This window comes from Dyadobacter crusticola DSM 16708, from assembly GCF_000701505.1.
Lineage (GTDB): Bacteria > Bacteroidota > Bacteroidia > Cytophagales > Spirosomataceae > Dyadobacter > Dyadobacter crusticola.
The window spans coordinates 48,432-69,416 of record NZ_KL370787.1; the positions used below are offsets into that span (position 1 = coordinate 48,432).

Sequence of the window (20,985 nt, forward strand, 5' to 3'; positions counted from 1 at the left end):
GGGCAACTTAAAGCTGCAACAGACCGAAACACTGTCTCGATTGAAAAGTATAGCGCTGAAATAGGGCAACTTAAAGCTGCAACTGAAACGCATAGTGGCGCGATCGAGCAACTTAAAGCTGCAACTGAACAAAACACCAGCGCAATTGAGAGAAACAGCTTTGACATCAAAAAAAGTAGTTCGGATGCTAAGGAGATGATCACGCAATTATCTCAGGATTTAATCACCCGGTTTGAACGGATGGAACGGAACATTGAACTATTGAGACGTCGATAGAACACTAATACCAAATACTATTTCCCATTATCACTAAAATATATGTTTCCATTCCGCGTAGGTCAAGGCTACGATGTTCACCAATTGGAAGAAGGCAGGCCGTTTTGGCTTGGCGGTATTCAGATCCCGCATTCACACGGTGCCAAGGGGCATTCTGATGCAGATATCATTTGCCATGTAATATGCGACGCGCTGCTGGGAGCAGCCAATATGCGCAATATTGGTTATCATTTTTCTGATAAAGATCCGCAATGGAAGGGCGTTGACAGCAAGATACTGCTTTCAAAAGTGCTGGAAATGATCAGAGAAAAAGGTTTTGAAGTCGGAAATATAGACGTGACCGTTGTCTTGCAAAACCCAAAGCTGAACCCGCATATTCCGGCTATGAAAGCCTGCCTGCAAGAGGTGATTGCGATCCCGGAAGAAGACATTTCCATTAAGGCGACCACCTCCGAGCACATTGGCTTTGTAGGACGTGAAGAAGGTATCGCCGCACATTGCGTCGCATTGATCTATTCGAAAAGCACATTTTCAAAACTAAATTTAGCCTCATCCCTGTAATTTCCTAATGAAAACCCTTTCCCTTACTCTGCTTGTACTTATTGCTTTTATTTTCAGCTGCAAAGCGCAGGAACCTTCACAAGTAACTCAGCCGCTTGGTTTCGAAGAATACGATCCCATTTCAACTTTGAAAGTGGAAGAACATCTTTTGAAAAGGGCGAAATTTCCATTTATAGACGTACATAATCACCAGTACCAAATGGCGACCCAGGATCTGAACGCGCTGGTGAAGCAAATGGACAGCCTGAATATGGGTATTATGGTCAACTTAAGTGGGCGGGGATGGTCGCAGGAATGGAGCGAAGGGACGGCTACACTCAAAGGCTCGCTGGAAAACATCGCTAAAAACCAGACTAAGCGCATTGCCGTTTTCACAAACCTGCAATTCAAAGGTTTCGGCGACGCGGACTGGAGTGCAAAGGCTGTAAAGCAGCTGGAAGAAGATGTAAAAATGGGTGCGAAAGGTTTGAAGATTTATAAAAGTCTGGGTTTTAGCGGCATTAAAGATGATAAAGGAAACCGTGTGCCGGTAAGCGACGCGCGACTGCAGCCCGTTTGGCAGAAATGTGGCGAACTGGGTATACCGGTGCTGATCCACACAGCCGATGTACCTTCTTTTTGGGACCCGATGGACCGTTACAATGAACGCTGGCTTGAACTTAAAACACACCCGGGAAGAAGACGCGGCCCCAATGATCCTGTTCCATTTGATTCACTGATTGCGGAACAGCACCATATTTTTAGAAAAAACCCGAAAACGACCTTTATCAATGCACACATGGGTTGGTATCCCAATAACCTGAAAAAGCTGGACAGCCTGATGGTCGTGTTCCCGAATATGTATGTTGAAATCGGCGCTGTTATTGCGGAACTTGGCAGACAACCCCGCACTGCAAAAAAGTTCTTTGATAAGTACCAGGACAGGGTTTTATTTGGGAAAGACAGCTGGGTACCGTCTGAATACGCCACCTATTTCAGGGTACTTGAAACGGAAGACGAGTATTTTCCATATCACAAAAAATACCACGCATTTTGGCGAATGTACGGAATGGGGCTTTCTGACGAAGTTCTGAAAAAGCTTTACTATAAAAATGCATTGAAGATTATCCCCGGCCTGGACAAGAGTTTGTTCCCGAAGTAAATCACTTAAATGCTTTCGCTTCCTTGATCAGAGCGCGGTACTCAGCTTTTTCAAGGCATTTCTTATAATAATCCTTTGCTTTTGATTTATTGCCTGCGCGCGCTGCGATCCTGGCCAGGCCTGCGTATGCAAATGCATGGTACTCTTTGGTGTATTGCGCATCGTGCGGAGTTTTAAGCGCAAGCAAATATTCCCTCTGAGCCGCAGCATCGTTGCGCTCCGCTTTCTCCTCCAATAAACCCTGGAATGAATGGAAAGCAAGGGGATAAAACCCTGCATTATATCTCTTAAAATCCGCAAGCTCTCTCCTGGCCGCATCGTACCTACCTGCAAGTAGCTGCGACTCGATGTTTTTCATCAAAAACAATGGGTTCTTAGGGTAAAGGCTCACCAGCTTTTCCATATAACCCACCGCTTTTTCAGGCTTTGATTCATATTTCAGGTATACATGGGAAATATAAAAGCAGGATTCAGCTTTCGTAATCGTGCCCATTTTGGTACCTAAATCCATTTGCTTCAATCCCAATGCTTTATCACCACTTTTGAAGAAAAGCAACACTGGTTTTACAATCGGGTGTTCCTCCGGATATACCTCCACATAGTAATTGTACATGCCCGAGGTAAAGTAAAATTCCGGGTTTTTACTGATCAGTTTCAGTCCTTCCACAAAAGCGTTATAAGCCTTTTTACCCTCCCCTGCCGCATTCATCATTTCACCACGGTAATTGTACATCATAGCCAGGTAACCCCTCGCTACCATTGTATAAAACACCGCTTCCGGATCAAGACTGTTTTTCCCGTACTTCTTGTTAATTGCTTGCAGGCATAAGTCCAGCTTCCGGACGTATTCTTTGGATTTCGTCGGATTGTCTTTGATAGGCAGGTATTTCCAGAACAGAACAAAGGAGTCGAGGAGGTGGGAGACGGGGTGATCGGGATACTTTTTTTCTACCAGGTTAATGAAAGTTTCCGCCTCTTCGAATTCATAATTATAGATTTTATCCAGACTATTCTGAACGTTTTTGAGCGTTGCGGGATCGTTGAGTAATTGCGCTTGTATATCAAATGAAATGGAACTACAGAGAAACAAAAAGAGTATGCGTAATATGGTTTGCATGGTAAGACTATTAACTCAAATGGTTTGGTGGTATCCCAGCTGAACGTTAGCTTTGTTTATAACCCTATTTACAGGTGATGGGTTTCTGAGCTAACTTAATTTAGCCACCTGTACCTGGAAATAAAATTTCGTCAGATCGACTATTATGATTCGCTATAAGCAGTTTACGCTGGACAACGGCCTGAAAGTATTTGTTCATGAGGATTTTTCGACGCCGATGGCGGCAGTTAATATCCTTTACAATGTGGGTTCGCGTGATGAGGATGAAGAGCGGACCGGGTTTGCGCATTTGTTTGAGCATCTGATGTTTGGCGGTTCTCAGCACATTCCCAACTATGATATTCCGGTGCAGAATGTAGGCGGCGAGAACAATGCATTTACTTCGCCCGACATTACCAATTACTATATCACGCTTCCTGCGGAGAATGTTGAAACCGCCTTTTGGCTGGAATCAGACAGAATGCTGAGTTTATCTTTTGATCCCAATGTGCTTGAAGTGCAGCGGAAAGTCGTGATTGAGGAATTTAAACAAAGGTATCTCAACCAGCCTTACGGGGATATGTGGCTGAAATTGAGGCCACTCGCATACAAGGCACACCCTTACCGCTGGGCTACGATCGGAAAAGATATCGGTCATATCGAACGTGCGACAATGGACGATGTGAAAGATTTCTTCTTCCGTTTTTACAGACCGAACAATGCAATTATGGTCGTTGCTGGCGCTGTTACCTTTGAGAAGGTACAGCAACTGGCCGAAAAATGGTTTGGCCCTATCCCGGCCGGGGCTGCTTACATCCGAAATATCCCGAAAGAACCTGTGCAAACCGAAGCCCGTTTTCTGGAAACTTCGGCAGCTGTCCCGCTTAACTCGCTGGTCAAGGTATTCCACATGCCGGGCAGATATGAAGATGGATTTTACGCTGCTGACCTGCTGAGTGACATTTTAGGGCGTGGTAAGTCTTCGAGATTGTACCAAAAATTATTGAAGGAAAAGTCTCTTTTCAACAGTATCAATGCAAGTGTAACTTCCTCACTGGATCCCGGACTTTTGATGATCAAAGGAAACCTGAATCCGGGTGTAACACTGGAAGATGCGGACAATGCGGTTGATGAAGTTTTACAGGAGATCATAGAAAGTGGGGCAACCGAAGAAGAGGTTACCAAAGTGAAAAACCAGTCGGAAGCTTCAATCGCATTCTCCGAGGTAGAGCTGCTGAACCGCGCCATGAACCTCGCATTTGCAGCCAATGGGGGCAATGTAGATTGGGCTAATGCAGATGCGGAAATTATCCGGAACCTCACTCCGGCCGACATTCACTCAGCCGCGAAAGACATTCTGAAACCTGCCAATGCTTCCACCTTATATTACAGAGTCGAAGCAAAAGAACCGGTATTGATATAAACCAAACGAGCCGTTGCAATGCAGCGGCTCGTTTGGTTTTCGATTTAAAACTTACTCGGGCAGAAAAGTCAGGTAGCTAAAATTTTGCTCGTTGAACATTTCCCGTGCTATATCCTGTAACTGCTGTGAAGTGATTTGCTCAATCTCAGCGAATATTTCAGGAAGTGAGTCCACCCGCCCGGTATCCAGCAGGCTTTTCGCCATCATCAGCATAAAACTCATATTACTTTCTTCCGACATTGCCAGCTGTCCCATCAACTGAACTTTGGTTTGATGCAGCTGCAACACAGAAAGCGGCACCTCGCGGATGCGTTTTAGTTCCTTGTGAATTAGCGAAATGCTTTTATTAAGCTGTTTTTTCTCAGTCCCAAAGAAGATCCCCATAAAACCGGTGTCGAGATAAGGTGTGTAATTTCCTTCTATGGAATACACAAAACCATACTTTTCACGCAGGGATAAGTTGAACCGGGAGTTCATCCCCGGACCGCCCAACAGATTTACTAACATAAAAAACGGTAACCTCTTATCGTCGAGCAATGCGTATGCAGGTTGTCCCATTGCACATTGCGCCTGCGAAATAGCGCGTTCCTTCTGCTGCTGAACCGGTACGTAGGCAGCCGGTGGCGTACGTACCCGCGTTGTTTTCCGATGCGGCACATCGCCCAGGTATTTCTCAGCTACCTTGATCACTTTCGAAAAAGGCAGCCTGCTCACCGACGACACTACAATGCGCTCGGTATCAATATTATCATTAATAAACTTGTAAAGCTCCTCGCGGCCAAATGAATTGACAGTTTCAGCCGTACCCAGAATGTTATTCCCCAAAGCATGCCCGGGAAATACAAGCTGATCAAAATCATCCTGTATTGCATCCTCCGGCGAGTCAACATACATGGACATTTCTTCGAGGATTACGTTCCGTTCGCGCTCGATCTGTTTGTCAGGAAATACGGAATGGAAAGTTATATCTGTAAGCAAATCCATCGCTTTCTCGAAATGATCATCGAGCACAGACGCATGAAAACAGATCTTCTCCTTGGTAGTGTAAGCATTGAGCTCGCCGCCCACATTTTCCAATCTGTTGATGATGTGGTAAGAGCTGCGTTTTTCGGTGCCTTTGAAAGCCATATGTTCCCAGAAATGCGCCAAACCCTGCTGAAATGGCATTTCGTCGCGGCTACCTATGTCCAGCATGATGCCACAATGCGCGATTTGCGTGTGCGGAACCTGCTTGTGGGCTATCCTGATTCCGTTGGCAAGCGTATGTATCTGGTATTCTTCGGTAAGTGAAAGGGAGGATGATTTCGGGTTGCCCCGCTTACGAACGTTATTTCTCTTCATTCCTGATTAACACAAAATAGCCGCCAATAATTTTCGGCGGTATAAACAAAATTACAGACTTTTGCCCGGAAACCCTTGCATCCCCACTTATGCGTATCGGATTTGACGCCAAGCGCGCCTTTGCTAATAAAACAGGCCTCGGAAATTACAGCAGGTTTATCCTGGAAGCACTTTTGCGCCACGAAAGAGCGAATGAATACCTTGCTTATACACCCAGGAACACGCAAAATCTCTTTCCGGATTTCCCCTCAGGATCAATCCATTACCCTGAAAATTGGCTCGATAGAAAATTATCTTCTTACTGGCGGTATTCGCGCATTTCGAGCCAGCTGAGTAAAGAAAAGGTTGATCTTTTTCATGGATTAAGTAATGAAATTCCTCAGGGTTTGTCAGAACGGAACATCAGATCAGTAGTCACAATCCATGATCTCATCTTTGAACGGTTACCGCATCATTTTAAACCCGCTGACAGGTTGATCTACCGGCATAAGTTCCGATCCGCCTGCACACGTGCCGACAAAGTAGTTGCTGTTAGTGAACAAACAAAACGCGACCTGGTGGATCTGTACCAGGTGGACCAAAGCAAAATTGAGGTCATCTACCAGGATAGCAGTTCCATTTTCAAACAACCTGCCGGTGAAAGATCGAAGGCAGAGATCCTGCAAAAGTATAAGCTGAACAGACCTTACGTATTGTGCGTCGGAACTTTGGAAGAGCGGAAAAACCAGCACCGGCTGGTAGAGGCATTTGCCCGCTCAAATGCAAATGAATTCGATCTGGTACTGATCGGAAAAGCGACTCCTTATTTAACCAAAATCAACGAAAGTATAGCTAGCTGCAAGCTTCAAAACCGGGTAAAAGTATTGCATAACATACCGTCTGAACATTTGCCTGCATTGTATCAGCAAGCTACTGTATTTGCATATATTTCTGTTTACGAAGGTTTTGGCATTCCGATCCTGGAAGCGTTGCACAGCGGCGTTCCTGTTCTGTCGGCGAAAGGCTCCTGCCTGGAAGAAGCGGGCGGCGGAGGCGGCTTGTATGCTGATCCCTTGAAAACAGAAGAGGTCAGCCAGCAACTGAACCGTTTGCTGACTGACCAGTCTTTAAGGTCTGAGCTCGTGGGTGCCGGAAAGCTGCACGTTGCGCAGTTCGATGCGCAACAAATCGCCCGCCAGCTTACCAGCCTTTACGCTGGTATCGCTCGCTAGTATTCTATTTTTCTCTGTATTGTTCGATAATCCGGAACAGCGCCTTTTGTTTTTCCAGATCGGGAAAGAAGTCAAAAAGCTGTACGTGGCTGTCGTAATCCAGGGTCAATGCTGTTTCCAGGTTTACCAATGCCTCGCGGTACTGTCCGGCGTGGATCTGGTAAACTGCCATTCTGTAATATAAATCGGCTTCTTCGGGCATTTCATCTATTGCCGCTTGCAGCAGGTCACAGGCACGCGCATAATTGCCTTGTTCAAAAAGTACATGCGACCATTTCAGCCATATATCCGGATTGGAAGGCTCTATTTCAGCAGCTTTTTCAAACGCTTCAAATGCAGAAATCACATTGCCTACTTTGAACTCCGTCTCAGCAAGTGCAAGCCAATAGTCAGGATTCAATTCGGTAATCTGAATTGCTTTGCGCAGGAAACCTACTGCTTCGTACCACCTGCCCAGTTCACTGAAACAGATACCCAGCCCATACCAGCCGTCGTCCCATTGACTGTCCAGCTTGACGGTCTGCCGGTAATACCTGATTGCTGTTTCGTACTCGCCGAGCTTTTCATAGCAGGTACCTAAGCAGCAGCATGTTTCGGGTTGTTCGCCTTCCAGTTCAATGGCACGGAGATATTGTTCTTTGGCCTCTTCATACCTTTCCAGGTTCATGTAAGAGTTCCCCAGCTGGAAAAACGCTGAAGCAAAATCATCCTTGACAAGCGTCGCGTATTCGTATGCATTTACCGCATCTTCGTACCGTTCGAGCTTGCTGAATGCAATTCCGAGGTTGTACCAGGCATGCTGCGAGAATGGATCGCGGTCAACCAGCTCGTTGTAATAATCTAGATGACTTTCGAGCTGCCCTACGAGATCGAGGCAATGTGCCAGTTCATACAATGCGCTTTCATTGTTCAGATTATTTCTGAGCGACTTTTTGTAAAACTTGATCGCATCATCGTATTTACCCCAGTTCTGGTAAGTCTGCCCAATCTGAAAGTAAATCTCATCTTTATCTTCAACTCTGTGCAGCAGGTTATCCAGCAATTCAAGGGCTTCTTCATATTCGCCCATCATATTGGAAATTGCCACCTGCATAAATGATATTTCTATGTCGCCCGGATGGAAAAGGGAAGCTCTTTCAAGAATTTCCTGTGCCAATTCATGCTCACCTCTATTGGCATGAAGCTGGACCATATTCAATAGCAGATCTAGGGAATAAGGGTAATCCGACAATCCCAACTCACAAGCTTTAAATGCTTTATCCCAATCCCCTTTTTCTATATAATGTACGGTAACTTTCTCGTACGTGTCCAAATCAAAAAAAACCGGCTCGCTGGTTTTCAGCATTTTTTCAAACCTGAGCAATGTCTCCTTCATGTAATCCTTTCTTTCCCCGAAATTTTTCTCCATCATACGGACCGCTAGATTAGAATTTTGGGCTTACGCACCACTATGTTAATGAAAGAAAGATATAAAATAATTCCCCGCATTTCAAATCTTCCCGAGCAAAGTTTCGCTCACCCTTTTCACCGTTTTTTCGATAGGTTGGAAGTCAAAATTCAGCGCATTTTTGATCTTATCATTCCTGTAAGTCACCTTTCTTGCCGCCGAACGCGCTGTCTCTTTGGTAATTAGCGGCTTTGTTCCCAGCAACCAGGTACGTACCGCCTCTACCCGCCAGATCACTCCCGCCAGCGCGGGACCCACCCGGAAAGAGGGTCGCTTTTTGTTCATTGCATCGGCAATCATAAAGAACAGATTTTTGTAAGAAATGCTCCCCGCATTGAGCAAAAACCTTTCACCGGATATATCGGAATGCATTAACCTGACAACCACTTCTGCCACGTCTTCAACATCGACATAGTTGGCCAGCCCGTCTGTGTAGAAAGGTTTTTGCTGGTATATATATCTGAAAATCTGCGTACTGCTCTTATTCCAGTCGCCGCCGCCCAGTATCAGCGTTGGGTTAACGATCACTGCATTCAAGCCTTCCGCGATGCCACGCCAGACTTCCAGCTCACCCAGGTATTTGGACTTGGCGTATTCAGAATTCTCGGGCGAATTTTCCCAGCGATGAGTTTCATCAAGCACCACTTCCTCGCCTGGACCTGCTTTCCGCGGATCGGGCCTGCCAATTGCAGCAATGCTGCTGACGTAGCAAAGTTTTTTGACGGGATATTTCAAACATACATTAACCACATTCGCTGTACCTTCCACATTGACTTTGTACATCATCTTGCGGTCTGCGGGAATAAAGGATACTACTGCGGCGGTATGAACAACGAAATCAACATCTGCGATGGCGTTTTCGAGTGAGCCGAGGTCGAGAATATCTCCTTCTGTCCACGTAATATGCTGAATCTGGTCTGCAAGAAGACTTTTGTCGGCACCTGGCCTGACCAATGCAATTACCTGATGCTTTTGCTGAAGAAACTTACGGGCAACAGCACTGCCAACCAAACCCGTTGCACCAGTTATAAGAACTTTCATGATTGGTCATTTAATGTTGACCGAAGTTCGGGATTGAAATGTTAAGGACAAAAAAAACCTCCGTGTGGACGGAGGTAATAACTAAGAAATACACTGCTATTCCTACTTACAGCACATCTAGCCGGCTTTTATATTTTTCAAGCAATGCAAGTCGCTCGGCGAAATTGTTGTTTGAAAACTGTGCATTCCAGAATTTCTCTCTCGGGCTGCTTTCGCCATTTTGCTGTTGCTCTTTCAATGTAGTGATCAATTCCGACAAATGGTTTTGTGCATGTTTGTGCAAGGCGGTAGTTTTGGATATCTGCGACTGTGTAATGGTCAATAATCTTTCATATTCCGCCTTACCGATGTTGCCTTGGAGTTTTTCCAATGTATCCAGAATTAAGGCAAATCTGCCAGTTTCCGATAGTAAGAGTTCATTTGTGAGGAACGCAATATTCCGATAATCCCTGGATTCAAGAAATTGATATCGAACCAAAATCTGGCTTGCATATCTGTCCCTGAAATACCGGAGCATTGTAGAATCCTGGCGCACTGTTTTCGAAAAACTAATATAAGAGGCTACTACCCCACTCCGTTCTTCTGCAGTTACAGTGCTATTTCCCGGCAAAATCTCCACCGGGCTATTCTCCCCAAGTTTCAAAAGCATTTGGTTTTCAATCTCAGCAGCATTAACCAAATTGTCTGTTTTAACAGTTCTATATGTCGGAAATTTCTCACTGTACTCTGTAGGCCAATCTGACACTACTTCTTCCCTTTGGGAACAAGAGGTAATAACCAATAAAAACAATGTAGCCAGTACGGCTGATTTTGCAGGCATTAAGGCAGGTATGTGCATGGCGAAACTGGTTTTAGATTGGTTTATGAAAGTACCTAAATGTATAGTTAATGTGATGCAATTAGATAAATTTATTTCCTGCATTGTAATATTTCAGCGCTCACCTCTTACAACTCTTTACTGCAAGGTTTTTTGGCTAATTTAGCAGATCAAAAAGGGGTACCGGGCTTTGGTTACCCACTTATCAGTATACTTCAATATTTACCTAATGCAAATTTCAAATCCAGCCAGATATACCGTAACCGCAGCGCTCATCTATGCAAATGGACCAATCCACATCGGGCATTTAGCGGGCTGTTACATACCGGCAGATATATACGTTCGCTACCTCCGCTCTACCGGAAAGGAAGTAGCGTTTATCAGCGGAACCGATGAACACGGTGTCCCCATTACCATTCGCGCTAAAAAAGAAGGACTTACACCGCAGCAGGTTGTTGATAAATACTATGAGCAAATAGATGCGGCATTCAAAGAGCTCGGGATCTCCTTTGACGTTTACTCACGCACCAGCAAGAAAGTCCACCACGAAACATCTCAGGAAATATTCAAAGATCTTTACGACAAAGAGGTATTTGTAGAAGAAGTTACGGAACAGTACTTCGACGAGACTGCGCAGCAATTCCTGGCTGACCGGTACATTGTAGGTACCTGCCCAGTTTGTGCCAATCCAAATGCCTACGGTGACCAATGCGAAAGATGCGGCTCTACACTGAGTCCGCTGGAATTGAAAGATCCCCGTTCGACTTTGTCGGGTGCAAGTCCGGTTTTGAAAGCAACCAAAAACTGGTACCTGCCGCTCGACAAGATGCAGCCGCAGATTGAAGCATATATCAACGAGCATAAGGAATGGAAAACCAACGTATTCGGTCAATGCCAGTCATGGTTGAAAGACGGGCTTAAACCCCGCGCCATGACGCGCGACCTGGACTGGGGTATTCAGGTTCCATTGCCTGACACCGATGGAAAAGTGCTCTACGTGTGGTTTGAAGCACCTATCGGCTATATCTCTGCGACTAAAGATTGGCTTATCCAGCAAAATGGCTCTGCAGAAGGCTGGCAGAAATGGTGGCAGCCGGGTAATGCAGAAAACGGTGAAACCAAGCTGGTGCATTTCATCGGAAAAGACAATATCGTTTTCCACTGCATTATTTTCCCCGCCATGTTAATGGCAGAGGGGAACTACATTCTTGCTGACAATGTGCCTGCCAACGAATTCATGAACCTCGAAGGCGACAAGATTTCAACTTCCCGTAACTGGGCAGTCTGGCTCCACGAGTACCTGGAAGAACTCCCCGGAAAACAGGACGTTTTACGATACGTTCTTACAGCCAATGCGCCGGAGACAAAAGACAGTGAATTTACCTGGAAAGACTTCCAGACCCGCAATAACAGTGAGTTGGTAGGTATTTATGGAAATTTCATCAACCGCGCGGTGGTACTTACCCACAAGTTTTGCGAAGGGAAAGTGCCTGCCCGCGGTGCCCTGGAAGAAATTGACACTAATACGTTAAGAGAGCTCGAAGCGTTTCCGGCGCGGATTGCGGAAGCAATGGAAAATTACAGGTTCAGGGAGGCGCTTACATTCATAATGGATCTTGCGCGGCTCGGTAATAAATACCTTGCAGATACCCAGCCCTGGCATGCGATCAAAACGGATCCGGCTCGCGTTAATACCATTCTTAATGTCGCATTGCAGATTTCAGCTTCCCTTGCGATCGTGTCAGAACCGGTATTGCCATTTACCGCCGCTAAAATCAGTGAGCAGCTTGGCCTGAAAGCTACCTGGAAAGATGCAGGGAATGCCGATTTGCTGACAGCGGGACAACCTGTTTTGGAGGCAAAGTTACTATTTGAAAAAATTGAAGACCATATTATAGAAAAGCAGGTGCAAAAACTGCACGATGCTAAACGCATGAATGAGCTGGAAAGCAAAACGGTGACCGCCGTAAAGCCGGAGATACAATTTGAGGATTTTGCCAAAATGGACATCCGTATCGCCACAATCCTGGAAGCTGAAAATGTACCAAAAAGCAAAAAGCTGCTGAAACTGCTGGTCGACATCGGACTCGAAAAGCGGACCGTTTTGAGCGGAATCGCAGAGCACTTCAAAGCCGAAGAAGTAATAGGCAAGAAAGTACTTTACCTGGCGAATCTTGCCCCTCGCAAAATGATGGGAATGGAAAGTCAGGGAATGATACTGATGGCCGAAGACCGAGACGGAAGCCTTGCTTTCGTGCAGCCTGGCAAGGACGTTTGGAACGGAGGTACTGTCAACTAAGGAAAATGGCGGAGTAAGAAGTCAACAAATTACTCCGCCATTGAATTATTGAAATTCCTTTTTTACCTGCGCATATACAGCTCCGATCTTATCAACCAGCGCCTGACATTCTCTCTCACTCAGATGATCAATGGTGTTGCTCACCGCATTTGAAATCACCTTTCCGTCACCATCGGTCTTAGCACCTTTTTGTCTGATGATACTCAGGATCGACTCCCATTCTCCAATCAGGTCATCAGAGAAATATCTGGGCTCAATGATATTGAAATAAGCGGACTGGGATTTTAGTTTTTGCTTAAGCATTCCGTCTGCGGATACTTTAAGCTCGTCCATCAGCTTCGTCAGCTCGATGTACGCGAAGATGTTTGATTTTTTCATAACGCTGAGTTTGTAGAGGGGAAATTAAAAAGATCGTTGCTAAGATAAAGATAACAGCCGTTCATTTAATCGGATTTTAACCAATCTTTATCATATGTTTATGTTAATTGTTAGAAGGATACAATTAGAAATACAGATCTTCCAAAAAGTGCATTCCTGTTACATTACACAACATTATGCGCTAAGGAAAGAGGTACTTGACTCATTTCAGAGCATAAAAAAACCCGGCAGTGTAACTGCCGAGTGACTTTATTAGATACAAATTTCAATTTCTTACCACCGTTCAATATCAACTTTGCGATGATAATCGCCCTGCTCGTTTCCATAGGGTAAAAAGAGGACAAGGTGACGCATCGTATCATCATATTTCGCTGAGATATGTTCAATATCTACCCCATCCGGAATAACGAAGGTATTGATGAAACGAACTGTCTTCCATTGCTCTTCTTCGGGAAGGTTATCCTGTGAAAATATGGGTAACAAGTGAAAAAGTTTTAGGTTATTGGTATTCTTCTTCCCCTTCACTACTTCCAATTGGAGATCTTCAACCTCGATGCCAGGAATTTTCACAACTACTTCAAACCCTTCTGATCCCTTGTCAAGCTTTATAGCAGGCTCGCTCATTCCACCGTTGATTGTATTGATAAAATCGATATTCATCAACATCTCCTGTGGTATTTTCGGTTTGCTTTCCATAGCTATCGCGTTTTAGGTTCACAAGTTTTTAACCATTAACGAAAAACTGTGTGCCAAAGATTAAGCTCCGGTTAAATTTTCAAGCTTGCGACACTTTGAAGTCGCGTTAATTCACTGATTTGATGTTTGTTATAAATATTCACACGTTCCCTTTAAAATATCAAGTATTTAGGACGATTTCCAGATCGGCCAAAATAGCATTACACCTCTTGCTACTACGACATTATGTCCGATCTTAACTTTCTCAGCGGTCGTTATGGCCTAGTCCGCGATCAGGCGCAATTACATCTCGTATCTTCTGTTTCAATTCTTTTGGCTCGGGGAAATGCCCTTCCCGCTTCCGGTCCCAGACCAGCGTTTCGTCCAAATGGACTGTGTAGCGGCCAGCCACTTCCGAAGGTACAAGCGTCACGGCGTGCAAATCCTCTGCGAATGTCGTGAGCAGCTCCTGCGCCATCCACGCGGCTCTTAGCAGCCAGCCGCATTTGGGACAATATTCGATAATAACAGTAGGTTTCATTCTGATCAGCTGTTGTAGATTTTCAAAAATAACCAAAAAAGCCGCGATGGAAATCCCTCACGGCTTTCGAATGTGTTAACCTAACCCTTTAATCCTGATGGAAAGACTTGCGGACAAGCACTTCCTAACGCTTTACAAAAGTATCTTAGCAGAAGCCGCTTTTTTAGCGTGATATACCCTGATTTTCAGGGCAGGTAAACTTACAATCCTCGTTTGGTAATCCTCCCTGATCAACCAGGTAATATTACGTGATTTTATCCTGCTCACATCAAATATTCATTGACAATCAACTACTTACCATCCATACCGTTAAATCAAATGAAAATCCGCAGCTTGGTCTTAACAGGCGCCGTGTCTACATTTACGAATGTTAAATAATCATTAATCCTCTCTAATATCTATTCGTATGGATGTCAAAAAATTTACCGGTAAAGAAGGACAACTTATTTCTGCTGAACACGCGCTTGAACTAACCAGACCTCATTTGAGCAGGGAACGCGAGATTATGGGAAGAGGTGAAAACTTTGTAAAAGCGGAATTTTTTGGGATACACACTTTTAATGAACTCATCGGTTTACACGGAGAGAATTGTGTCGGGTTCAGGGTGTACTATGGTGTGCGGGATGAAGACGATAATGCATTGGATGAAAAGTTGATGGTAAGAGGCAACGGAAGAAAGAAAGCTACTGCCAGGCTGGTTATCGTCCCTGTCGGCTCGGATGGGCGCGATCTCACACAAAGCATGCAGACCGGCGGTATGAAAGATATGTCGGCCAAAAAAGAAGCGATGGTTGGCGGGCCGATCTGTCCTCGTCAATGTTAATTCTCTAAAATCCGTTCAATGCTAGAGATTTATATCTCCTATTTCAAAAGGCAACCTCTGGCGAGTATTCCCGTGTTTTTGACACTTTTGCCGATCATGTTAATCTGGCAACGCAAAGCTTACAGGGACAGTACCTTTTTAGTCCTGGCAACTTACCTGATTGTCAAGTTCACGATTGACTTTGTGATGTTTGACTGGGCTTCACAAAAAAAGAATACAGTAATGCTGTACAATTTCAATGTCCCGATCAGGTACTTTCTTTCCAGTCTGCTATTCTATAAAGAACTGGAAACAAGGCAGCTCAAAAAATGGATACTCTTGTCTATACCATTCTTTACGGCCTTCTCTGTATGGGACACCTTGCGTACAAACCCCGGGTTAAGCGACATGCATAACCACAAGATGGTCTTGTACTCTACGACATTGGAAAGCCTTTTGATGTTATTCTGGGTTTTACTTTATTTTTACAATACAATCCGCGCACTAAAAATCCCCAATCTGCTGACGTATCCATTCTTTTGGGTATGTTCAGGACTGTTGATTTATTATTCGAGTTTTCTTTTTATTGCGCCAGTACTTCATTATTCTTCCAGATGGGAAGAGTGGCTGGAAATTGGTTTTTTTACTTACGTACCCTACATGTTTGAAAGCGTAAGTCTCATTCTTTTTAGCATTGGAATAGCACAATTCCCCAAGCCGCAGCATGCAGAACTATGAAGAACTAAAGCTCGCATTACTGATAGCATTGATTGCAATGCTGATGATGGCATTTTTTGTGATCTCATTTGTCATGTACTATCAGAAACGAAGGTTTGAGGAAGAAAAGAAAATCAGTGAAATAGAAAGAAACTACAACCGCCTCCTGCTGGATACCGCACTCAATTCCGAAGAAACGGAGCGGAGGCGCATTGCCCAGGATCTGCACGACGACATCGGAACAATGCTTTCGCTGACCAAGCTGAGTCTCAATCAGCTAAGCAAGCTGGTCAGCAATTCCGATGACGAGAAGCAGGAGCAGATTATGAAAAAGTCGCAGTCGCTTGTGGAAGAAACAATTCTCCATGTGCGCCGCATTACCAGGGACCTGGTACCTACTACCCTGGAACGTTTCGGTTTGCTGGAAGCAATTGAAGAATTTATTGATAAATTAGAAGAAGATAACAACCTCGTCATCTCTTTTCAATCCAATACGGCCGAATTCCCGCGCCAGGGACAAAAGCTGGAACTGACATTGTACCGCATTATGCAGGAACTCGTCAACAATGCGATCAAGCATGCAAGCTGCTCAAGTATCGAAATTTCTCTTGAGATCGACGACAAGATGATCGGGTTACGTGTTACTGATAATGGAGTCGGGTTTGATCCCGAAAAAATCAAGGAAAATAATCTGGCGGGGCTGGGGTTATTAGGTATCGAAAGCCGGCTGGCGATAGTAAACGGAACTGTTTACTACGAAAAACCGGAAAAAGGCGGATCAAGTGCCTGCGCGCGCATTCCGGTCATGCCTATTTCAGAAAACAAACCTGAGCCGCTACATCCGTTCCGCAGAGAAAAAGTGAATGCATAAATCAATATGAAAACGCTTAAACTGGGCATTGCCGACGATCACGAATTATTCAGAAAAGGATTTATATCCATGCTGAGCGGCATTCCCGACTTTGAATTTATACTTGAAGCCGCCAACGGCCAGGAGTTGCTCGACCGGCTGCCGGGCAATACGCCCGACATTGTCTTCATGGACCTGCAAATGCCGGTCATGGACGGAATCCAGGCTACCGAAGCTGCATTCGAAAGATTTCCGAATATCAAGGTGATCGTTGTTTCCATGTACAATGAAGACCGCTTCGTAATTCACATGCTTGAAAAAGGTGTGCAGGGCTATTTATTGAAAGACACCAGTCCGGACGAAGTCGAAAAAGCAATTCGCCGGGTAGATGAAGAAGGCTTTTATTACAATGATTTTGTATCGAAGGCAATGCACCGGAAGATGGTCAACCGGCAGGTAAACAAGCATCCGCTGTTCCCGAATGCATGCAATGTGGCGCTTTCGTCAAGAGAAAAAGAAGTGCTGCAACTGATTTGCGACGGACTTTCAACCCAGGAAATTGGCGACAAGCTGTTTATCAGCGTCAGGACAGTGGAGGGGCACCGGCTTCGCGTTCTTGAAAAAACGGGGACCAAAAGCACAGCGGCGGCAGTTGCATTTGCGTACAAAAACCAGCTGTTATCATAGCTAATCCTTCTGAATCACTGGTGAATCCTGCGAAGCTTTACCGGGATTTAGTATATTTCGCGCAGTAACCATCCACGCTGCCCGCCATGAAAATTCTGATCATTTGCACAAACCACGCAAGCTACCCGACCAAACCGTCCAAAACAGGATTATGGCTGAGCGAGCTGACGCACTTCTACGATGTAATGATCAAACGGCGCGTCCTAATGGATTTCGCCAGCCCCGCAGGCGGCAATATTCCCATTGACGAGAGAAGCTTCGACCTGAAAGATGAATGCAATGCCCGTTACTGGCAGGATAAGGATTTTCAGGACAAACTTCAAAATTCGCTTCGGCCAGAGCAGGTACACCCTTCCGACTACCGCCTTGTTTACTTCACAGGCGGCCACGGCGCAATGTGGGACTTTACTGATAATGCTGCGTTACAGGACATAACCAGGTCCATTTACGAACACAACGGAATGGTGGCAGCAGTGAGCCACGGCGTTTCGGCGCTTTTAAATGTGAGGCTCTCTGATGGAACGCTGCTAATCCGGGACAAATACCTGACCGGCTTTTCAAACATGGAGGAAACCTTGATGAGCTTTGTCAGCGAGGTACCTTTTTATCTGGAAGACAAGCTCAGAGAAGGCGGTGCGCATTATACCAAAACCATGATCCCATTTATGGAATTCATTGAAATGGACGAGCGGCTGATAACCGGACAAAATCCCGGCTCAGCTAAAAAGATTGCCTCAAAAGCGCTTGAAGAGCTCTTCGAAAAATGATCAGGCGCTGATCACCTTATCAGGAAAAAGCGATTTAAGTGTTGGTAGCACAAGATCTTTCTCGGATACATTGGGATTGGTAACACCCCAGTCAATGTTCAGATCAGGATCATTCCACAAAATCCCGGACTCGGATTGTTTGTTGTAGATATTCGTGCATTTATAACTGAATATCGCATCTTCAACAGCAGCAAACCCGTGCGCGAAACCCTCCGGAATGTACGCGAAATTGTTTTTATCCCCGCGCAGCTCAAATATCTCGTACTGCCCGAAAGTCGGCGAATCAGGGCGGATATCAACGGCAACATCCAGAACAACACCCGAGATTACCCGCACCAGCTTACCCTGCGCAAACGGCTCATTCTGGAAGTGCAGCCCTCTCACAACACCTTTCTTCGAGAACGATTGATTATCCTGAACAAAGTGGGTCGGCAATCCAAGGTTCTCAAATAGCTGTTTGTTGAAAGACTCAAAAAACATCCCTCTTTCGTCTTCGAAAATGCGTGGGAAAATCTCAACTAAACCGGAAATGGATGTTTCGCGAATATGCATGAAAATCTTGTTCTTAGTGATTATGGATGCGATCTTATTGTCAGGCAAATTTATGAATCTATTGTCAGACGTTGTAATTTCGCCGCAATATTTCCCGAAACATGACTTATAAAGAATTGTCCGAGCAGATCGTGTCCAAGAAAACCTACCTCTGCGTGGGCCTGGATACTGACATCCGCAAGATCCCTTCACACCTTCAACAGAGCGTTGATCCGATATTTGAATTTAATAAACAGATCATCGACGCGACTGCCGACTACTGTGTTTCCTATAAACCAAACATCGCCTTCTACGAGGCACTCGGTGCAAAAGGATGGGAAAGTCTGCAAAAAACTTTGGACTACATCCCAAAATCGCATTTTACAATCGCAGATGCAAAGCGGGGTGATATCGGGAACACTTCGGGCTTGTACGCAAGAACATTCTTTAACCCAAGTTCCTCAGGTTTAAACTTCGACTCGGTTACCGTGGCGCCTTACATGGGCAGCGACTCGGTGATCCCGTTTCTTGAATATGAAAATAAGTGGGTTATCCTTCTTGCATTGACTTCCAATTCGGGCAGCTCCGATTTCCAGCGGCTTGAAGTGAACGGCTCTGAATTGTTTGAGCGGGTTTTGAAAACCTCGCAGGAATGGGGCGGCTCCGACAAGATCATGTACGTAGTAGGCGCGACGCAGGCTTCGGAGTTTGAAAAAATTCGCACCATTGTCCCCGATCATTTTTTGCTTGTCCCCGGCGTGGGAGCCCAGGGCGGTAACCTGGAAGAAGTCTCGAAATTTGGAATGAACAAAAATTGCGGCTTGCTCGTCAATGCATCGAGGAGTATTATTTACGCAGGCAGCGACAAGGATTTTGCACAAAAGGCCAAACAGGAAGCGCAATCCATTCAACAAGAAATGGAGGCTTATCTTGATCTTTACTGCAAGTAAAACCCTGTTATTCAAATCACGAAATCCTTTTTATAGCTAATTCAATGCAAGTCGCAGAACAAAATACATTCTCAATTCAGAACATTGATCCGGTGGAACTTCTGAATACTTACGGAAGTCCGCTTTATTTATACGACGGCGGCACGATCCGCCGGAAAGCTGCTGAGCTGCAGGAAGCATTTGCAGGCGTGAACATGAAGATCAAGTATGCGTGCAAGGCGAACACAAACCTTGCTATCCTTCGCCTGATGCGATCTATCGGCGTAGAACTTGATGTGGTATCACCCGGAGAGCTGGAAATGGGGTTGATCGCCGGCTACACAGCCAGCCAGATCACTTTCACACCAAGCGGCGTACCATTTGAGGAAGTCAAAGCAGCGGTTGATGCCGGGGCGATTGTAAACGTGGACAGTATCCCCCTGCTGGAATGGTTTGGACAAACTTATGGAAATACCAAACCTTGCCTGATCCGTATAAAGCCCAATGTAGCTGCGGGCGGCAACGCGAAAATTATGACTGCACACGCAGATTCCAAATTTGGAATTTCTGTGCTGCTGTTGGACCAGATATTGGAAGTGGTTAAAAAATACGATATCAAAATCATCGGTTTGCACCAGCATACCGGATCTGATATCAAGGATGCAGAGCCTTTTCTGAAAGTGGCCGATATCCTTTTTGAAACTGCAAAACACTTTCCCGATCTTGAAGTGATTGATTTGGGTGGCGGATTTAAAGTCTCCTATCTGCCTGGCGACGCTGTAACTGATATGGCGCTTTTGGGCAAAAACATTTCCGAGCGTTTTCAGAACTTCTGCAAAGAATATGGCCGCGAGCTGCAACTTTGGTTTGAGCCCGGTAAATTCCTTGTGAGTGAATCGGGTTATTTATTGGTAAAAACAACTGTGGTGAAAGAAGATCCGGCCCGCAATTTCGTACATGTGGATTCGGGACTTAATCACCTGATCCGCCCGATGATGTACGGTTCTTACCACCACATCCTGAACATTTCCAATCCAAATGGGGATCCTAAAAAGTACAATGTAGTGGGCTACATTTGCGAGACAGATACATTTGCAAGCGATCGTGAACTGCCCGAAGTGCGTCCCGGCGACGTACTTGCATTCCTGAACGCCGGTGCTTACGGAATGACGATGAGCTCAAACTACAACGCACGTATCAGGCCCGCCGAAGTACTGATCGACAATGGGGAGGCAAAACTCGTAAGAAGGCGGGAAACGCTGGACGACCTGCTGAAAACACAAACTGACCTATAAGGGATTTATAAGAACGAAAGCTGCTCCGAAACGGGCAGCTTTCATTTTGCCCAAGCTGCTGCAATCAAAGAGTGGATTTCAGAATAAAACACCAGCTCCATTGACAGAATGTCTGCTTTTTACATTGTTTTGAATTTTTAATGCCAAAATTTCCGGTTCT

22 protein-coding genes are annotated in these 20,985 nt (G+C 45.3%); 13 read left to right on the forward strand and 9 right to left on the reverse strand.

Annotated elements, in window-relative coordinates:
* The 3 genes from Q369_RS29355 to Q369_RS0124930 form a co-directional block, all read left to right on the forward strand.
* Positions 1-276, forward strand: a 276-nt coding sequence (locus Q369_RS29355; RefSeq protein WP_035333827.1) for a hypothetical protein, incomplete at its 5' end; no start/stop codon positions are given.
* A 42-nt stretch (positions 277-318) separates the two neighbouring features.
* Positions 319-837 carry a 2-C-methyl-D-erythritol 2,4-cyclodiphosphate synthase gene (ispF, locus tag Q369_RS0124925; RefSeq protein WP_031530437.1) on the forward strand — a complete coding sequence of 173 codons (519 nt, stop codon included), beginning with the start codon at positions 319-321 and terminating at the stop codon, positions 835-837.
* Between the two features lie 7 nt (positions 838-844).
* Positions 845-1,978 carry an amidohydrolase family protein gene (locus Q369_RS0124930; protein ID WP_031530438.1) on the forward strand — a complete coding sequence of 378 codons (1,134 nt, stop codon included), beginning with the start codon at positions 845-847 and terminating at the stop codon, positions 1,976-1,978.
* Position 1,979: 1 nt separating this feature from the next.
* Here Q369_RS0124930 and Q369_RS0124935 read toward each other — a convergent pair whose 3' ends face one another.
* Positions 1,980-3,095 (reverse strand): tetratricopeptide repeat protein, encoded by a 1,116-nt coding sequence (locus Q369_RS0124935; protein ID WP_031530439.1) that lies wholly within the window; start codon positions 3,093-3,095, stop codon positions 1,980-1,982.
* A gap of 145 nt (positions 3,096-3,240) precedes the next feature.
* Between Q369_RS0124935 and Q369_RS0124940 the strand changes: the two genes are divergently transcribed.
* Positions 3,241-4,497, forward strand: coding sequence for a M16 family metallopeptidase (locus Q369_RS0124940; RefSeq protein WP_031530440.1), 1,257 nt, complete (start codon positions 3,241-3,243; stop codon positions 4,495-4,497).
* 51 nt (positions 4,498-4,548) lie between these two features.
* Here the strand turns inward: Q369_RS0124940 and Q369_RS0124945 are convergent, their stop codons facing one another.
* A complete protein-coding gene (locus Q369_RS0124945; RefSeq protein ID WP_035333828.1) occupies positions 4,549-5,838 on the reverse strand; it encodes a M16 family metallopeptidase in 1,290 nt (429 codons plus the stop codon).
* An 89-nt stretch (positions 5,839-5,927) separates the two neighbouring features.
* Between Q369_RS0124945 and Q369_RS0124950 the strand changes: the two genes are divergently transcribed.
* Positions 5,928-7,049 carry a glycosyltransferase family 4 protein gene (locus Q369_RS0124950; RefSeq protein ID WP_031530442.1) on the forward strand — a complete coding sequence of 374 codons (1,122 nt, stop codon included), beginning with the start codon at positions 5,928-5,930 and terminating at the stop codon, positions 7,047-7,049.
* 4 nt (positions 7,050-7,053) lie between these two features.
* On the opposite strand, the gene Q369_RS0124955 is transcribed toward Q369_RS0124950, so the two are convergent.
* The 3 genes from Q369_RS0124955 to Q369_RS0124965 all read right to left on the reverse strand — a co-directional run bounded on the left by Q369_RS0124955 (position 7,054) and on the right by Q369_RS0124965 (position 10,186).
* Entirely contained in the window at positions 7,054-8,460 is a 1,407-nt protein-coding gene (locus Q369_RS0124955) for a tetratricopeptide repeat protein (RefSeq protein WP_035333829.1), read from the reverse strand.
* A gap of 78 nt (positions 8,461-8,538) precedes the next feature.
* Positions 8,539-9,537 carry an NAD-dependent epimerase/dehydratase family protein gene (locus Q369_RS0124960; protein ID WP_031530444.1) on the reverse strand — a complete coding sequence of 333 codons (999 nt, stop codon included), beginning with the start codon at positions 9,535-9,537 and terminating at the stop codon, positions 8,539-8,541.
* A gap of 106 nt (positions 9,538-9,643) precedes the next feature.
* A complete protein-coding gene (locus Q369_RS0124965; RefSeq protein WP_157488312.1) occupies positions 9,644-10,186 on the reverse strand; it encodes a hypothetical protein in 543 nt (180 codons plus the stop codon).
* A gap of 397 nt (positions 10,187-10,583) precedes the next feature.
* Here Q369_RS0124965 and metG point away from each other — a divergent pair, with 397 nt between their 5' ends.
* On the forward strand, positions 10,584-12,653 hold the full coding sequence (gene metG, locus Q369_RS0124970; RefSeq protein WP_031530446.1) for a methionine--tRNA ligase: 2,070 nt from the start codon (positions 10,584-10,586) through the stop codon (positions 12,651-12,653).
* Positions 12,654-12,698: 45 nt separating this feature from the next.
* Here the strand turns inward: metG and Q369_RS0124975 are convergent, their stop codons facing one another.
* From Q369_RS0124975 to Q369_RS0124990, 3 genes are all read right to left on the reverse strand, one after another.
* Positions 12,699-13,031, reverse strand: coding sequence for a hypothetical protein (locus Q369_RS0124975; RefSeq protein WP_031530447.1), 333 nt, complete (start codon positions 13,029-13,031; stop codon positions 12,699-12,701).
* Positions 13,032-13,304: 273 nt separating this feature from the next.
* Positions 13,305-13,727 (reverse strand): Hsp20/alpha crystallin family protein, encoded by a 423-nt coding sequence (locus Q369_RS0124985; protein ID WP_031530448.1) that lies wholly within the window; start codon positions 13,725-13,727, stop codon positions 13,305-13,307.
* Between the two features lie 244 nt (positions 13,728-13,971).
* Positions 13,972-14,247, reverse strand: a complete 276-nt coding sequence (locus tag Q369_RS0124990) for an Rdx family protein (protein ID WP_031530449.1) — start codon at positions 14,245-14,247, stop codon at positions 13,972-13,974.
* 406 nt (positions 14,248-14,653) lie between these two features.
* Here Q369_RS0124990 and Q369_RS0124995 point away from each other — a divergent pair, with 406 nt between their 5' ends.
* The 5 genes from Q369_RS0124995 (at position 14,654) to Q369_RS0125015 (ending at position 18,070) form a co-directional block, all read left to right on the forward strand.
* The gene (locus Q369_RS0124995) at positions 14,654-15,070 is read left to right on the forward strand and encodes a hypothetical protein (protein ID WP_031530450.1); all 417 of its coding nucleotides are present in this window, start codon (positions 14,654-14,656) and stop codon (positions 15,068-15,070) included.
* A gap of 18 nt (positions 15,071-15,088) precedes the next feature.
* On the forward strand, positions 15,089-15,787 hold the full coding sequence (locus Q369_RS0125000; RefSeq protein WP_031530451.1) for a hypothetical protein: 699 nt from the start codon (positions 15,089-15,091) through the stop codon (positions 15,785-15,787).
* Positions 15,774-16,637, forward strand: a complete 864-nt coding sequence (locus Q369_RS28110; protein WP_031530452.1) for a sensor histidine kinase — start codon at positions 15,774-15,776, stop codon at positions 16,635-16,637. Before Q369_RS0125000 ends, Q369_RS28110 begins: the two co-directional genes overlap by 14 nt.
* 6 nt (positions 16,638-16,643) lie before the next feature.
* On the forward strand, positions 16,644-17,303 hold the full coding sequence (locus Q369_RS0125010) for a response regulator transcription factor (RefSeq protein ID WP_031530453.1): 660 nt from the start codon (positions 16,644-16,646) through the stop codon (positions 17,301-17,303).
* A gap of 86 nt (positions 17,304-17,389) precedes the next feature.
* Positions 17,390-18,070: a type 1 glutamine amidotransferase domain-containing protein gene (locus tag Q369_RS0125015; RefSeq protein ID WP_031530454.1), complete on the forward strand. Its 681-nt coding sequence runs from the start codon at positions 17,390-17,392 to the stop codon at positions 18,068-18,070.
* On the opposite strand, the gene rfbC is transcribed toward Q369_RS0125015, so the two are convergent.
* Complete coding sequence (rfbC, locus tag Q369_RS0125020; protein WP_031530455.1) at positions 18,071-18,622, reverse strand: dTDP-4-dehydrorhamnose 3,5-epimerase; 552 nt, start codon at positions 18,620-18,622, stop codon at positions 18,071-18,073.
* A 101-nt stretch (positions 18,623-18,723) separates the two neighbouring features.
* On the opposite strand from rfbC, the gene pyrF reads away from it, so the two are divergent.
* Both pyrF and lysA read left to right on the forward strand, forming a co-directional pair.
* Positions 18,724-19,551, forward strand: a complete 828-nt coding sequence (gene pyrF, locus Q369_RS0125025; RefSeq protein ID WP_031530456.1) for an orotidine-5'-phosphate decarboxylase — start codon at positions 18,724-18,726, stop codon at positions 19,549-19,551.
* A 44-nt stretch (positions 19,552-19,595) separates the two neighbouring features.
* A complete protein-coding gene (gene lysA, locus Q369_RS0125030; RefSeq protein ID WP_031530457.1) occupies positions 19,596-20,825 on the forward strand; it encodes a diaminopimelate decarboxylase in 1,230 nt (409 codons plus the stop codon).
* Positions 20,826-20,985: the final 160 nt, after the last annotated feature.